General features: G+C 68.3%; 12 protein-coding genes and 1 pseudogene. 7 read left to right on the top strand and 6 right to left on the bottom strand.

Going from position 1 to position 15,397, the window contains the following annotated elements:
• Window positions 1-7: 7 nt before the first annotated feature.
• Both QCD75_RS11480 and QCD75_RS11485 read right to left on the bottom strand, forming a co-directional pair.
• Entirely contained in the window at window positions 8-2,395 is a 2,388-nt protein-coding gene (locus QCD75_RS11480) for a DEAD/DEAH box helicase (RefSeq protein WP_301228672.1), read from the bottom strand.
• Window positions 2,396-2,537: 142 nt separating this feature from the next.
• A complete protein-coding gene (locus tag QCD75_RS11485) occupies window positions 2,538-3,230 on the bottom strand; it encodes a GNAT family N-acetyltransferase (protein ID WP_301228673.1) in 693 nt (230 codons plus the stop codon).
• A 235-nt stretch (window positions 3,231-3,465) separates the two neighbouring features.
• Here QCD75_RS11485 and trhO point away from each other — a divergent pair, with 235 nt between their 5' ends.
• Entirely contained in the window at window positions 3,466-4,374 is a 909-nt protein-coding gene (gene trhO / locus QCD75_RS11490; protein ID WP_301228674.1) for an oxygen-dependent tRNA uridine(34) hydroxylase TrhO, read from the top strand.
• A gap of 97 nt (window positions 4,375-4,471) precedes the next feature.
• Here trhO and QCD75_RS11495 read toward each other — a convergent pair whose 3' ends face one another.
• From QCD75_RS11495 to QCD75_RS11505, 3 genes are all read right to left on the bottom strand, one after another.
• Window positions 4,472-5,017, bottom strand: coding sequence for a hypothetical protein (locus tag QCD75_RS11495; protein WP_301228675.1), 546 nt, complete (start codon window positions 5,015-5,017; stop codon window positions 4,472-4,474).
• 388 nt (window positions 5,018-5,405) lie between these two features.
• Complete coding sequence (locus QCD75_RS11500; protein ID WP_441005471.1) at window positions 5,406-5,735, bottom strand: hypothetical protein; 330 nt, start codon at window positions 5,733-5,735, stop codon at window positions 5,406-5,408.
• Window positions 5,736-5,746: 11 nt separating this feature from the next.
• Window positions 5,747-6,385 (bottom strand): tRNA ligase subunit PheS family protein, encoded by a 639-nt coding sequence (locus QCD75_RS11505; protein WP_301228677.1) that lies wholly within the window; start codon window positions 6,383-6,385, stop codon window positions 5,747-5,749.
• 84 nt (window positions 6,386-6,469) lie between these two features.
• On the opposite strand from QCD75_RS11505, the gene QCD75_RS11510 reads away from it, so the two are divergent.
• Window positions 6,470-7,240, top strand: coding sequence for a MerR family transcriptional regulator (locus tag QCD75_RS11510; protein ID WP_301228678.1), 771 nt, complete (start codon window positions 6,470-6,472; stop codon window positions 7,238-7,240).
• A 41-nt stretch (window positions 7,241-7,281) separates the two neighbouring features.
• Window positions 7,282-8,964 (top strand): DUF7059 domain-containing protein, encoded by a 1,683-nt coding sequence (locus QCD75_RS11515; protein WP_301228679.1) that lies wholly within the window; start codon window positions 7,282-7,284, stop codon window positions 8,962-8,964.
• Between the two features lie 99 nt (window positions 8,965-9,063).
• On the opposite strand, the pseudogene QCD75_RS11520 reads toward QCD75_RS11515, so the two are convergent.
• A pseudogene (locus QCD75_RS11520) lies at window positions 9,064-10,332 on the bottom strand (MFS transporter); the annotation flags it as partial.
• 97 nt (window positions 10,333-10,429) lie between these two features.
• On the opposite strand from QCD75_RS11520, the gene QCD75_RS11525 reads away from it, so the two are divergent.
• The 4 genes from QCD75_RS11525 to QCD75_RS11540 form a co-directional block, all read left to right on the top strand.
• The gene (locus QCD75_RS11525) at window positions 10,430-11,080 is read left to right on the top strand and encodes an ArsR/SmtB family transcription factor (protein ID WP_367400650.1); all 651 of its coding nucleotides are present in this window, start codon (window positions 10,430-10,432) and stop codon (window positions 11,078-11,080) included.
• Between the two features lie 181 nt (window positions 11,081-11,261).
• Window positions 11,262-13,997, top strand: coding sequence for a type I DNA topoisomerase (gene topA / locus QCD75_RS11530; protein WP_301228685.1), 2,736 nt, complete (start codon window positions 11,262-11,264; stop codon window positions 13,995-13,997).
• Window positions 13,998-14,140: 143 nt separating this feature from the next.
• Window positions 14,141-14,590 carry an SseB family protein gene (locus QCD75_RS11535; protein WP_301228687.1) on the top strand — a complete coding sequence of 150 codons (450 nt, stop codon included), beginning with the start codon at window positions 14,141-14,143 and terminating at the stop codon, window positions 14,588-14,590.
• A gap of 99 nt (window positions 14,591-14,689) precedes the next feature.
• A partial coding sequence (locus QCD75_RS11540; RefSeq protein WP_301228689.1) for a Ppx/GppA phosphatase family protein occupies window positions 14,690-15,397 on the top strand: 708 nt, incomplete at its 3' end.

Genomic DNA, 15,397 nt, shown 5'->3' on the forward strand with positions numbered 1-15,397 from the left:
GCGGGGACTACGCCTGCAGCGGTGTCGCGGCCTGGTCCGGCTGCCCGGTGCGCATCCGGTCCGTCGCGTCCTTGAGCAGCACGTCGATGAGGGTTACGGCAGCGTCCTTGTCGAGGGGGTTGTTCTTGTTGCCGCACTTGGGCGACTGCACGCAGGACGGGCAGCCGGACTCGCATTCGCAGGCCTTGATCGCGTCACGGGTGGCGGCGAGCCAGACCCGGGCCTTGTCGTAGCCGCGCTCGGCGAAGCCCGCGCCGCCGGGGTGGCCGTCGTAGACAAAAATGGTCGGCACGCCGGTGTCGGCGTGGATGGCGGTGGAGACGCCGCCGATGTCCCAGCGGTCGCTGGAGGCAACCAGCGGAAGGAGACCGATCGCCGCGTGCTCCGCGGCGTGCAGGGCACCCGGGAACTGGGCCTCGATCAGCCCCGCGCCGGTCAGCGATCGGTTGTCCATGACAAACCACACCGCTTTGGTGAACAGGTCCCGGGCCCCCAGCTGCAGCGGTTCCTCGCCGAGGATCTCATTCGAGATCAGCGCCTTGCGCTGGAAGGAGACCACCTGCGTTGTCACCTTCACGTCGCCGAAATGCACGGCCACATCGCCCCACTGGGTGGTGCGCTGCGTTTCGAGCACCTCGATCTGGGTCACGTCCCGTGCGGTGGTGTAGTAGTCGGGGTTCGCCCGGCGCACCATCACGCAGTGGTCGTCCTCGTTCAGGTCCTCCACCACGTAGCTCTCGCCCTGGTGGACGTAGATGGCACCCGTGTGGGCCTGATAATGCGTCTGCGGGGAATCCATGGTCCCGAGCAGGGAGCCGGTGTCGGCGTCCACGATGCTCACCGGCCCGCCGCCGTCGGCCCTCAGGTTCACCATAGCCGCGGCGCTTTGCGGGTGGGTCCAGAACCACCCCGCCGGGCGCCGGCGCAGATACCCCTGGGCCACCAGCTGGTCCAGCAATTTCTCGGACGTCGCACCGAAAAGGCCCAGTTCGGCGTGCCCGAGCGGCAGCTCTGCTGCAGCGGCACACAAATGAGGACCCAGCACATAGGGATTGGAGGGATCGAAGACCGTGGCCTCCACCGAGACGTCGAAGATCGCCTCGGGGTGGTTCACGAGGTACGTGTCCAGCGGGTCGTCGCTCGCAACGAAAGCTGCGATGGCATCCTGCCCCGCCCGGCCGGCCCGGCCGATCTGCTGGAACAACGACGCCCGGGTCCCTGGCCAGCCCGCGACGAGCACAGCGTCGAGGCCGGAGATGTCGATCCCCAGCTCCAGGGCGGAGGTGCTGGAGACGCCCAGCAGTTCCCCTGAGCGCAGAGATTTCTCCAGGGCGCGGCGCTCCTCCGGCAGGTAGCCCGAACGATAGGCGGCGACCCGTTGCGGAAGGCTGGGATCGACCTCGTCGAGGAGGCGCTTGGTGATGGAGGCAATGGTCTCGGCGCCGCGCCGGGACTTAATGAACGCAATGGTCCGCACCCGCGAGGAGACCAGGTTGGCCAGCAGGTCCGCGGTTTCCGCCACGGCTGTGCGCCGCTCCTTGGCGCCGTTCTCGCCCCGGACCTCGCTCAGGGCAGGCTCCCAGAACGCGACGGTGGTGGAGCCGTGCGGCGAGGAGTCCTCGGACACGGCACGGACGGGAGCGCCGATGAGCCGGCCGAAGGAGGTCCCGGGCTCGGAAGCCGTGGCCGAGGCCGCGATGAACACCGGCCCGGACCCGTCGGGGCTGTAGTAGGCGCAGATGCGGCGCAGCCGCCGCATCAGATTGGCAACGTGCGACCCGAAGACGCCGCGGTAACTGTGGGCCTCGTCGACGATCACGTAGCGCAGCCGGCGGAAGAACCGAGCCCACCACGCGTGGTTGGGGAGAATCCCGAAATGCAGCATGTCCGGGTTGGCCAGGATGAAGTTCGCGTGGTCCCGGATCCAGCGGCGGGACGCGGGGTCAGTGTCGCCGTCATAGGTCTCGGCCCGGACGGTCGGGAGCTTCAGGGCCCGGATGGCAGCCAGCTGGTCGGCCGCCAGGGCCTTGGTGGGCGAGAGATAGAGGGTGACGGCGCCGTCGTCGTGGATCTTGCCCGGTTCGGCAAGTACCCGCAGCTCGGAGCGGTGGATCGCGTCCAGCGCCGGCAGCTGGTAGGCCAGCGACTTTCCCGAGGCGGTGCCGGTGGCGATCACGACGTGCCCGCCGGCGTGGGCGAGTTCGGCGGCCTGGATCTGGTGGCGGTACGGCTCGTGGATGCCGAGCGAACCGTAGGCGTTCACCACATCGGGGTGGGCCCACTCGGGCCAGGGCGCGTGGACGGCCTGGCGGGCGGGGATGGTGCGCACATGACGGAGCTGTTCCGGGTCCGGGCCGCGGCCCAGCAACGAAATCAGGGAATCATGTGGGTTCACTCGTACATTCTTTCACCCGGCCTCAAATCGCCCGGGGCACAGAACCCGCCGGCACAGACCCCGCCAGCACTCGGCCGCCTGCACTCGGCCGCCGGAACGGAACCCGACGGCACATGACTGCCAGCCTGGACCTGCCAGGGCCTCAGCCCACGGAGAGGTCGGAGCCCTCGTCCGAGGCGGAGAGCATCAGCACATGGCTGACCGTGGTCCAGCCGAGGTGCGAGTACAGCTTTTGCCCGTCGAGGGACGCGAGCAACAGCCCGTTTTCGACGTCGTGCTCGAAAGCCTGGGCGGCCAGGGCCCGCATGATGAAGCTGCCAAGTCCCCGGCGCTTATATCCGGGTTCCGTGACGATCTTGTCGAAGATTGCGGTGTGGTCCACCACGAATACGCGTCCGCTCGCGGCGACTTCGTCCCCGGCGTAGACCACGGCGTGGTGGACGCCGTCGGTGCGGGAGGGCACCCACCGGAGGTCATCATCTGGAAGCCAAGGATCCTCGGCGTCCTGGGTCTCCATGTCCACGATCATCATGGTCTGCGAGGCTGATGTGACGTTCAGCCCGTGCTGCTGGGCGAGGAAATGGTACCGCTGCACGTCATTCGTGAGGATTGTGAGGATCCGGGCTGGTACCTCGGCGGTGACAGCGGCCAGCGTCGCAAACTCGGCATCGGAGGGGTCGTGGGCGAAGTATTCCCATTCGTGGGTGGTGTCCGCCCGCAAAGCCGCGGGAAACCGGCCCTCCCGGCGTGTCTCATATCCCCGGCACCCGGCCCAGCCGGCGACCCAGATTTCCAGCAGATGCGTGGTGTCTGCAACCATGGCCTCAAGACTCATGTGATGAGCGTATTCCAGCCCCGCCACAAGCAACAGGGGCCGGGTCGGGGAACAGGCCTTGCTTACTCAATTGTGACCGGACCGCCCCGCCGGAACCGGTGCCGCCGGGTCCGGACCGCGGCGGGACCAGCACAGCGCTCGCCGCCCCCGCGCTCACCCCGTCTCGCTCTGCCAGCGCGACGCTTGGCGCGGCCACCCGGCCCCTCGCTGTCGGTCCACCCAGTACCCTTAAAACGTGGCTTTGAACAGAATTGTGCTTTTTTACGGCTTTACCCCCCTCGCGGACCCGGATGCCATCCGGCTCTGGCAGCGCGCCCTCTGCGAGAAACTCGGACTGACCGGCCGGATCATCATCTCCAAGGACGGCATCAACGCGACCGTCGGCGGCGAGCTGAACGCGGTCAAGCAGTACGTGAAGACCACCCGCGAATACAAGGGCTTCCACGGTATCGATGTGAAGTGGTCCGAGGGCGGCGCCGCCGATTTCCCCCGGCTGAGCGTCAAGGTCCGGGACGAGATCGTGTCGTTCGGTGCACCGGGAGAACTAAAGGTCGATGCCGACGGCGTCGTCGGCGGCGGCACGCACCTCAAACCCGAGGAACTCCACCAGCTAGTGGAAGCGCGCAAGAACTCCGGCGAAGAGGTCGTCTTCTTCGATGGACGCAACGGCTTCGAGGCCCAGATCGGCAAATTCAAGGACGCGGTGGTCCCGGACGTGGCCACCACCCACGACTTCATCATGGAACTCGATTCCGGCAAGTACGACGCGCTCAAGGACAAACCGGTCGTCACCTACTGCACCGGCGGGATCCGCTGCGAGGTGCTGTCCAGCCTCATGGTGAACCGCGGCTTCAAGGAGGTCTACCAGCTCGACGGCGGGATCGTCCGTTACGGCGAAACCTTCAAGGACCAGGGCCTCTGGGAAGGCTCCCTTTACGTGTTCGACAAGCGCATGCACCTGGAATTCAGCGGGGACGCGAAGACCATCGGCGAATGCGTCCGCTGCTCGGCGCCCACGAGCAAGTTCGAGAACTGTTCCAACCAGTCCTGCCGCACGCTCACCCTCTACTGCGCGGACTGCGCCGCCAGCCCGGAGACGCTCCGTTGCCCGGACGGCTGCGCTGCCTCAAATACCGCCGTCTGAAATACCGCCGTCTGAAACCCCGCCGTCTGACGTCCCGCCGTCTGAAACCCCGCCGTCTGACGTCCCGCCGCCTGAGTTCGCGGACCGGCGTCGGACCTCAGACGCGGCCCACGCGATAGGCAAAGTTGGCTCCAGCGTTGGCCTCCACCCTGATAGTGAGCAAAGCGTCTGCGGGCAGATAAACCACGTTTACCCGTGATGCTCCGCAATACAGGTGAAGGTCCACCAGTTCAGTGTCGCCATGGCTCACGCTGAACAGCACCCGTCGCGGACTCCGGCAGGCCAAGGTAATGGCGTAGCTGCCGGCGGGCAGGTTCGAGGTGGTCTCCTCCCGTTCCTCATCCGCCGCAAGGGTGCCGTAGCCGGTGTGGAACACCTGGGCCTCGGTGGCGGGGAGTACCTGCGCCAGCCACGCATCCAGCTCGGCCCCGGAGACAGGCCATCTCGTCGAAGGATCCCGCGGCACGGCCGCATCGCTGAACGCCGGGGCGGACGCGGACGCCGTCCCGAAGGCAGACGCATCGTCGTATTCGTATTCGTAGGCGCAGCCGGCCAGCGCCATGCTCATGGCCAGCGTCAAGGACAGTCCCACGGCGGATACCGTGCGGGTCCGGGCCACGCTGGACACCGGAACAGTAGGCATATTCCGACATTAACCCCGCCCGCCTCCGCGCAACAGAGTCCAATGGCGGCCGAACCAAGCTGCTTCCCAGACTCACTGGGACTCGTTGAGGGCAACCCGGATGCCTGCGACGGCGCCGGTTCCGGGCCCGGGGACGCCGCCGCCATAGCGGACGAGGTAAGCCGGCACTGTCCCGGGTTCCAAGCCGACGCGAGCCTCCGCCAGGCTGCCTCAGTCGAGGCTGAGCTCAAGGCGTGTGCCGCCTTGCCGGAACTTTGAGTGACGGGCCAATGCGCCCCGGGTGCCCCGAGGCAGGCTGCATACGCCCAGTAGCAGACATGCACCGAGCCTCGCGGCGGCGGCCCTGAAGGCAAGTTCCGGCGCCCCCGACGTCTCGGCGGCAGGGGCGTTACTCTGCGGGCACCAGCTGGTAGGCGTAAATGAGCGGGGCATCAACGCTTGAGGTGCTGATCTCCAGCGTGCCGGCGGCGGGGACCTTGATCCGCGCCGTTTCGCGGCTGCTGTTGCAGGCCGCCCCGGCCTCGCTCAGCCGGGCGCCGTCAAGGGAAACCTGGAAGAAGGCCTTGCCGCCGCCGTCGCAGCTGATGGTCAGCACGTAGGTGCCTGCGCCGATCCCGGCCGCGGTTTTGGTGATCGGATCCCGGTTGAGGATTCTGCCCGCGTCCTCGAGCACGACCCCGCCGGCAGACGGGAGCGCTGTGGCCTTCCACGCCGGCACATCTGCGGACTCTATGGAACCGGCAGGTGAGCATGCTGCCGCGGCCAGGACGACGGCGGCGCCCGCCGCCATGCCGCGGGCAGTTCGCCAGATCGGCCGGGCAGCGCGTCCGACAGGCCGGGCGCGCTGGAGGTTGGTCCGGCCGCGCAGGGGGCCGGGGATAAGGAAGGGCATGCCTCCAACTTACCGCCGTTGCCGGTGGCCGCTGACTCCTGGCCTGCCGGCCACCCGCCCGCCACCCTGCCCGGACCCCCGCCCGGCACACTGCCGGGCCACCGGAGCCGTTCGACGGCGGCGGGCGGCAGCTCCGACGCCGGGGTGACGGCCCTGATCTCCAGCGCGGCCAGCACCTCGGCGTCCGCTCCGAGGGCCGTCCGCGCCCGGTCGCCGAGCAGTTCGACGTCGGCCTCCGCCCCGGACCCGAGAACTAGGGACAGATCGTGCCGGACCTCCGGCATGACTGACACCGGCCGGTAGTGGTCCAGATCCAGTAGCTGGGCCTGAACGTCGGGGTTCTCCGAGCGCAGGAGCCGGATGTCCCGGATGCCCTTGCGCAGCATCAGGGCACGGTCCAGCCCCAGTCCCAGAGCGAGACCGGCCCAGCGACGCGGATCTAGCCCGGAAGGGCCTTGACCTTGACGTAGCGTCAAGGCCTAGCATCGGGTTACCGGCCGGAAGCTGCCGGAAAGCGGCCCTAGGCGGCCGGAAACTGACGCGGACAGGGGGGCAGCCACGTGGATTGGTCCGTGCAGCAGATCGCCAGAATCGCTGGAACCACGAGCCGGACGCTGCGCCACTATGACGACATCGGGCTGCTCAAACCCAGCCGCACCGGGGGCAACGGCTACCGGTTCTACAACCAGGCGTCCCTCGTCCGGCTGCAGCGCATCCTGCTGCTGCGGGACCTCGGGCTGGGGCTCCCGGCGATCGCCGAAGTCCTCGACCACGAGCCGGATGCCGCCCGGGCGCTGGCCCGCCACCTGGAGTGGCTGCGGCAGGAACAGGACCGGCTGACGCGGCAGATCGCCTCGGTCCGGCAGACGCTTGAAGGACTGAAAGAAGGAGAACCGATCATGGCGGAAAAAATGTTCGACGGCTTCGACCACACGCGGTACAAGGACGAAGTGGGGCAGCGCTGGGGCAAGGACGCTTACGCGGAAGGTGATTCCTGGTGGCGCGGGATGGGACCGGCGGAGAAGGACGCCTGGCGGGAACGCTCCCGGCAGCTTGGCAGCGACTGGATCGCCGCAGCGGAGTCGGGCGTCGCGGCGGACAGCGCCGAGGCCCAGGAGCTGGCCCGGCGGCAGGTCGAATGGCTCACTGGAATCCCGGGCACACCCGCCTCGGGGTCAGCAGCCGGCGGTGACCGCGACGTGAAGGGGTACGTCATCGGGCTCGGGGAGATGTATGTTACCGATCCGCGCTTCGCCGCGAACTACGGTGGCGAAACCGGCGCGGCGTTCGTCCGCGACGCCCTGCGGATTTACGCGGGGAGGCACCTTTAGTCCCGGCCCGGGTCCGCCGGGGCCGGGACTAAACTTGTCCGGTGACTCCCTCAACGCACTTCACTGCCGGCAACACCCCCGACGCCCCGCGCAGCGACCTCCCTGGCCTGCTCGAATCCCTGGCGGCGGACCTGCGCGGGATCGGTTATACCGTGGACGGCGTCGCCGAACTGCTCGGCGCGGCCGCGCACAGCGCCCTGGCCCGTGACCAGCTCGTCCCGGCGCTGATCGTCACGGAGGCAGCCCGCGACGGGGAGCCGACGACGGCGGCGCTCGCCGCCGTCGTGCGCTTCTGGCTGCTGGCCGAACCGCAGCCCGCGGCGACCCTCGACGCCGCCCTGCCCGGCATCGGCACGGCGGGCCTGCTGGAACTGGGCCTCGTGGAGCCGTCCGCTGACGGCCTGGTTCAGGCGAAGGTGGATCTGCGGCCATACGGATGGGACGGCACCCCCGGGGACGGCACCTCTCGGGAAGACACCCCCGGGGACGGCACCCATGGGGAAAACACCGTCGGCAGCGGCGGCGCGGAGCTCTGGGTGGCCAGCGATCTCGCCGCCCACCAGCGGCCCGGTGTGCTGCGCCACGACCACGTGCTCGGGATCGGGCAGGCGTCCACCACCCTGGTGCAGGTCACCGCGCGCCGCCATGTGGCCCGCGCCTTGGACCTCGGCACCGGCTGCGGCATCCAGACCTTCCACCTGCTGCACCACGCCGAGCACGTGACCGCCACCGACATTTCGGGCCGTGCCCTGGCGTTCACCCGATTCAACCTGCTGCTCAACGCCGACCAGCTGCACCTGGACCCCTCCGATCTGGAGGCCCGGGTGAGCCTGCGCCAGGGCTCCCTGCTTGATCCGGTGGCGGGCGAGGAGTTCGAACTGGTCGTCTCCAACCCGCCATTCGTGATCACGCCGCGCAGCCCGGGCGAGGCCGCAGCGGACCAGTTCACCTACCGTGACGGCGGCCTGCCGGGCGATGACATCGTCGCCGCGCTGGTCCGGGCCCTTCCCTCGGTGCTCAGCCCTGCCGGAACAGCCCAGCTGCTGGGCAACTGGGAGATCCCGGCGGGCGCCGCCTGGGACGGACGTCCGCAAGGTTGGGCCGGTCCGGACACGGACGTCTGGTTCATCCAGCGCGAGCAGGTCTGCCCGGAACAGTACGCCGAAACCTGGCTGCAGGACGCCTCCGAGTCCCGCGACCGGCGGCTCTATCAGGACTCGTACGCCGCCTACCTCGAGGATTTCGCCTCCCGCAATGTCGACGCCATCGGCTTCGGGATGATCTGGCTGCGGCGGCCCGCCGACGGGGCCGCACCGGTGCTGCGGCGCTTCGAGGAGATCACCTATCCGATCGAGCAGCCCGTGGGCCCGCACCTCGGCGCCGCCGTGGAACACGCCGACTGGCTGGCAGCCCACGATCTGGCGGCCGCGCACCTGCTCGTGGCCGAGGACGTCACCGAGGAACGGCACCAGCGCCCGGGAGCTGAACATCCCGGCGTTATCCTGTTGCGCCAGGGTGCCGGACTCCGCCGCACCAACCTGCTGAGCACCGAGCTGGCCGGCTTTGTCTCAGCGTGCGACGGCGACCTCTCCGTCGGGCAGATCATGGGCGCCCTCGAGGCGCTGCTGGGCGGCGGCGAGGGCTGGGACAGCGAGACCTTCCGCAGCGGGCTCATCACCGAGGTGGGGAACCTGGTGCGCGACGGGTTCCTGCTGCCCGCCTGACGCCCCGGCTGAATTTCCGGTGGCTGTGGCGGGTGCGGCATACGCTGAGGGGCCGGCGGACGTTGCCGGCGCGGCGCCGGAACCGGTGGTTTCCGGCGGGGCAGCGCCCTCGTTGCCGTAACGCGGCAGGACATACGCGGCGACAGCCAGGGCCGCCAGGACCCCGGTTGCTCCGGCGAGCAGGAAGCTCATCCGAATCGGGAGCAGGGCGCCGAGCAGCCCGCCCAGCGCGAGCGCACCGATCGAGACGGCCCGTGTCAGGCCGCCGATGATCGCCATCGCCTGGCCGCGGCCGCTTTCCGGGATCCGCAGGATCGCGATCGTCCCGAAGCAAGCGTTCAGGACCCCGCAGGCGGCCCCCATTGCGGTGTAGGCCACGAACAACAGTTCCATGCTCGGCACCAGGGCCATGATCCCGAGGAATGCCGAGGTCAGGGCCATCGCAGCCAGCAGTGCGCGCAGGCGGGCGGGTGGGGTCCTGATCCGCCCGGCCAGCGCCGCGCCTGATGCCATGCCAAGACTGAACGACGCGGCCAGCAGGCCGTATTGCATTTCGGTGGCGCCGAGCTCGTCGCGGGCCAGGAACACTTCCAGGACGTTGGTCGCTTCGCCGACGGTGATGAAAAACAGTGCGCCGAGGACCAGCGCCCAGACCAGGCCGTCGCGCCGGATCAGGCGAAGGCCGTCCAGGAGCGCAGGCCCGTCCTTGCCGACGCGTTCGGCGGCCGTGCCCCGGCGGGTCCGGATCAGCATCGCGCCCGCGGCCATGGCGAGGTAGCAGCCGCTGGCGACGGAAAACACGAGACCGGATCCGCCCAAACCGCTAAGCAGGCCGCCGGCCGCCGGCCCAACCATGCCGGCAATCATGATGGTTGCCTGCATGGTGCCCAGCGCCCGCGGGGTCCGTTCCTCGCCCACAATCCGGGGCAGCAGGGCCTGCCAAGTCGGTCCGGCGACGGCCTGGGCGGCGTCGAGGAGGAAGGTCATGGCGAACAGCACCGGCAGGTAGTTGTCCAGATTCTGCATCCCCAGGCCCATGCCGGCGACGGCCGCGGCACTGACCACGGCAGACGCTGTCGCCAGCGTCCGTGAATCCCGGGTGTCCGCCAGCCGTCCGGCCCACGGTGCGAGCAGCACCAGCGGGAGCGCTGAGCAGAGCAGGTACGCCGCCACGAGCCAGGGCCCGGCAACCGGCGTCTGGCCCGCGGCGGCCAGGTTCTGCAGGTGTAGCATGACGCTGATGATGACCGCGCCCATGCCGGCCGTGGCGATGAAGCGGGCGCTGCCGGCGAGGACGAAATCGCGGTTTCGCCAGAGCGGCGGCGCGGGCTGTGCCACACCCGGCGCCGCCTGAAGTGCCTTTTCCATACGTAGCAAGCTACTCTCCGGTACAATTCAGTGTCAAGCATTTCTTTCATAGTTTGGCGGCCGTCGGTAGACTTATGGGGTGAGCACAGAAATCCCAATGGCGGAGCCGCCGGCATCTCCGGGCCCCAAACGCCGGCAGCGTCCGGAGAAGAAAGTGGAAATCACTGACCCGAAGGCGATCCGGGCGCTCGCCCACGCTGCCCGGCTGGAAGTCATTTCCGAACTGTATGCAACCCAGGTCAGCCGGACGGCGACCGAACTCGCCGCGCAGACAGGCCTCACGCCGAGCGCCATGAGCTACCACCTGCGCGCCCTGCAGAAATGGGGCATTGTGGTGCCGGCCGCCACCGCCGGCGATGCCAGGGAACGCCGCTGGAAAGCCGCCGGCACCGACTTCACCATCAACTCGGGCGGCGGCGTGGCGAGCCCCGAGTTCGCCGTGCTTGATCTCGAACTGGACGCCTACCGGCGCCGCGTCAGCGCCTACGCCAAAACCCGCGACGAGCGGCGCGAGCGCGGCGAAGCCGCGGAGGGACCCTCCTCCGTGGTGCTGGCCAGCAATCTGCTCTACCTCACGCCGGACCAGCGTGAGGAGCTGAACAACCGCATCTTCGAACTGCTCCGGGACTACGAACTGGAGGACCCGGACCAGGTCCCCGACGGCGCTGAGCGGATGGCAACCATGTGGTCGATGATCCCGGACGACCGCGGAAAGGCTCCGGCGAACCCCGCCGCAGGGCCAGCCTGACACCCTCCGGGGCCGCCCTGTCCGCGCCGGACGGAAGCCCGCGGCGCGTGGGTTCATGACGTCCGGGAGTCGTGTATGGGAGCCCGTCATTTCAGGCTGAATGCGCGGGAATCCGCAAAATATGGTGAACTAGGCGGGTATGGGCGCATCTGCCCGAGCAACCTTTTTCTGTAGGAGCACCGTGCCAAGCAAGGCCAAAACCGGTAAGAAACTCGTGATTGTGGAGTCTCCCGCCAAGAGCAAGACCATCGCCAAGTACCTCGGCGAGGGCTTCATCGTTGAGGCCTCCATCGGTCACATCCGCGACCTCCCGCAGCCCTCGGAACTGCCGGCGGAACTGAAGAAGACCTCGGTGGGCAAGTTCGCCGTCGACATTGATAACAACTTCAAGCCGTACTACGTGGTGTCCCCGGACAAGAAGAAAAAGGTCGCCGAACTCAAGGCCCAGCTCAAAGACGCTGACGCCCTCTACCTCGCAACCGATGGGGACCGCGAGGGCGAGGCCATCGCGTGGCACCTGCTGGAAGTGCTCAAGCCCAAGGTGCCGGTCTACCGGATGACCTTCGGCGAAATCACCAAGGAAGCCATCCACCGCGCCATGGACAACCTGCGCGACGTCGACCAGGACCTGGTGGACGCGCAGGAAACCCGCCGGGTGCTGGACCGCCTGTACGGCTACGAGATATCCCCGGTGCTGTGGCGCAAGGTTGCACGCGGCCTCTCCGCAGGCCGCGTGCAGTCCGTCGTGACCCGCATGGTCGTGGACCGCGAGCGGGAGCGGATGGCCTTCAAATCGGCCTCCTACTGGGACCTGACCGGCCAGTTCGGCGCCGGGTCCGGCTCCTTCAAGGCTAAACTGGCCATGGTCGACGGCGCCAAGGTTGCCAGCGGCCGCGACTTCAACGACAGCGGTGAGCTCACCTCCCGCAATGCGGTGCACCTCAATGAGGAGCTCGCCACCTCCCTCGCCGCCGGACTGCAGGACGCCGACTTCCGCGTCCGCTCCGTCGACACCAAGCCCTACACGCGCCGCCCGGCCGCACCGTTCACCACCTCCACGCTGCAGCAGGAGGCGGGCCGCAAGCTGCGCTTCTCCTCCAAGAGCACCATGCAGGTGGCCCAGCGGCTGTACGAAAACGGCTACATCACCTATATGCGTACGGACTCCTCCGCGCTGAGTAACGAGGCTGTCACGGCTGCGCGCCGCCAGGCCTCCGAGCTGTACGGCCCGGAATATGTCCCCGCGTCCCCGCGCGTCTACACCGGCAAGGCAGCCAACGCGCAGGAGGCCCACGAGGCCATCCGTCCCGCCGGTGACTCCTTCCGCACCCCGGCCCAGGTGGCCAAGCAGCTTTCCGGTGACGAGTTCCGCCTTTATGAACTGATCTGGAAGCGCACCGTCGCCTCGCAGATGGCCGACGCCAAGGGCTCCACCGCCACGATCCGCCTCGGCGCCGTGACCGTAGGTGCCCCGGGCGAAAGCCGCGACGCCGAGTTCTCGGCCTCCGGCACCGTCATCACCTTCCCCGGCTTCCTGGCCGCCTATGAAGAGGGCAAGGATGAAAGCCGCGACGACGAGTCCGACGAGGCCCGCCGGCTGCCCAACGTGGCCAAGGACGACGCGCTCACCGCCTCGGAGATCGTCGCCGTCGGACACGAAACCTCCCCGCCGCCGCGCTTCACCGAAGCGTCGCTGACCGCCGAGCTGGAAAAGAAGGGCATCGGCCGCCCGTCGACCTACGCCTCCACCATCTCCACGATCCAGGACCGCGGCTACGTCCGGAAGCAGGGCTCCGCGCTGGTCCCGAGCTGGATTGCGTTCTCGGTGATCCGGCTACTGGAACAGCACTTCCACGACTACGTGGACTACGAGTTCACGGCCGACATGGAAGCGGACCTCGACAAGATCGCCAACGGCCAGGCCGAGGGACCCGCCTGGCTCAAGCACTTCTACTTCGGCGAGGATTCCGAGCCCGGCCTGCTGAGCATCGTCAACAACCTCGGCGAGATCGACGCGCGCGAAATCAACTCCATTCCGATCACCGAGGGCATCACGCTGCGGGTCGGGAAGTTCGGGCCGTACCTGGAAAGCTCCATCCCTACGGTCGACCCGAAGACCGGCGAGGTGGTTGAGGCCGCCCGCGCCAACGTCCCCGAGGACTTGGCCCCGGACGAGCTCACCGCGGCCAAGGCGGTTGAGCTGATGGAAACCGCAGCCCCCGAGGAGCGGGTGCTCGGCGCGGACCCGCACACGGGGCACACCGTCGTGGCCAAGAACGGCCGCTACGGCGCCTACGTCACCGAGGTCATCCCTGAAATGACCGAGGAACAGCTCGCCAACCAGCCGGTGGAGTACTACAAGAACGGCAAGCCCAAGCCGCCGAAGAAGCCAGTGAAGGCCAAGCCCCGCACCGGGTCGCTGTTCGCCTCCATGAGCGTGGACACCATCACCCTGGACGAGGCCCTGCAGCTCATGAGCCTGCCCCGGGTGCTCGGCCAGGACGCCGAAGGCAACCCGATCACGGTGCAGAACGGCCGGTTCGGCCCGTACCTGAAGAAGGGCACTGACTCGCGCTCCATCGGTTCGGAAGAGGAGATCTTCACGATCACCCTGGAGCAGGCGCTGGAGATCTACTCCCAGCCGAAGCAGCGCGGCGCCCGCGCCGCCGTCGCGCCGCTGGCAGAGTTCGGCCCGGACCCGGTCTCGGAGAAGAACATTGTGGTGAAGGAAGGCCGCTTCGGACCGTACATCACCGACGGCATCACCAACATCACGGTGCCGCGCTCCACCGCGCTGGAGGAGCTCACCCGGGAACAGGCCGTTGAACTCCTCGCGGAGAAGCGCGCCAAGGGCCCGGTCAAGCGCACGGCGACGGCCCGCAAGGCACCCGCCCGCAAGGCGACCGCCAAGAAGTAGCCCCTGGCGCGCCGCACGCCCGGCCGCGGACGACAGCAAACCTGTCATACAAGAGCCTGACACACAGGGGGCTTCCGGCGATCCCGCGCGCTTCCGGCGACTTCGCGTTTGCGGACCCGGGCGCAACGTGATCGAGTAGACGTATGACTGAACAGCCCGATCACCTGGACCTCCAGCCGCTGAACGACCTCGAAGAGAAGCTTGCCCGGGGGGAGGAGCCGGACGCCAACCCCGTTGACGTCATCCTCGCCTTCCTCAACAACGAGGTCTACATCGTCAGCTCCGATGCGCTCGAAGGAGCCGATTCCCAGGTCGAACCTCTGGTGCTGGCCAACTCCGCCGGGAAACCTGTCCTGGCCGTGTTTTCCCACCCCAGCCGCGTCACCGAGCAGTACCTTGCCGCTGCGCCCAACGTGCTCGGCACCCAGGGCGCCGCGATCCTCGGCAACCTTGGCGATGACCTCGGCATGGTCATCAACCCCGGCGCAGCCTTCGGGTTCGAGATAGATCCGGAAGGCGTCGCCAACATCCGCCGCGACTTCAAGCCTGCCGACGAGGACGATGAGACCGCCGGCGAGGACGGCCAGCCCTAATTCGGGGGAGGTCTCCAGCGAGGCCGGCCAGCCCTAGGCCGACGGCCGGGGTGCGGCCGTCGGTTAGGCGGCCCGCGCCCCCAGGGGAATAATTGCACTATGCGCCTAGGTGTCCTTGATATTGGATCAAATACTGTCCATCTCCTGCTCGTGGATGCCCACCCGGGTGCGCGCCCTGTGCCCTTCGCCTCACACAAACGCCCACTGTCCCTCGTGCAGTTCCTCGAGAGCGACGGCAGCATCAACGACGCCGGGCAGCATGAGCTGATCGAGTTCGTCCTCGAAGCGTGGGAATTCGCGGCCAAGCACAAGGCCGAAGACCTGCTGGCGTTCTGTACCTCCGCAATCCGCGAGGCAACCAACGGCGCTGCTGTGCTGGCCCGCGTGAAGCATGAAACCACCGTGACGCTCCGGGAGCTGTCCGGCAGCGAGGAAGCCTCGATGACGTTCTTCGCCGTCCGTCGCTGGTACGGCTGGGGCGCCGGACCGATGCTGAACCTGGATATCGGTGGCGGTTCCTTCGAGATGGCCTACGGGGAGGACGAACTCCCCGAGCTCGCGACGTCGGTCCCGCTCGGAGCGAGCCGTCTCACCCGGGACTGGCTGCAGGAGGACCCGCCCTCGGCCAAGAGCGTCAAGGAACTTCGCCGCTACATCAGGGCCACGCTCAAACCGGTGGTGCGCGACTTCGCGAAGCTTGGCAAAGCGAACCACGTGGCTGGCACCTCCAAGACTTTCCGCTCGCTGGCCCGCATCGCCGGCGCCCCCCCCCCCCGCGACGGCACCACGCCGCCGTCGGCCGCCTAC

This window comes from Arthrobacter sp. PsM3, assembly GCF_030433895.1.
GTDB lineage: Bacteria > Actinomycetota > Actinomycetes > Actinomycetales > Micrococcaceae > Arthrobacter.

Coding starts and splice junctions, on each gene's coding strand:
- QCD75_RS11485 (WP_301228673.1), bottom strand. CDS start 3,230: ATGAGTCTTGAGGCCATGGTTGCAGACACCACGCATCTGCTGGAAATC.
- QCD75_RS11525 (WP_367400650.1), top strand. CDS start 10,430: ATGGCGGAGCCGCCGGCATCTCCGGGCCCCAAACGCCGGCAGCGTCCG.
- QCD75_RS11495 (WP_301228675.1), bottom strand. CDS start 5,017: ATGCCTACTGTTCCGGTGTCCAGCGTGGCCCGGACCCGCACGGTATCC.
- QCD75_RS11535 (WP_301228687.1), top strand. CDS start 14,141: ATGACTGAACAGCCCGATCACCTGGACCTCCAGCCGCTGAACGACCTC.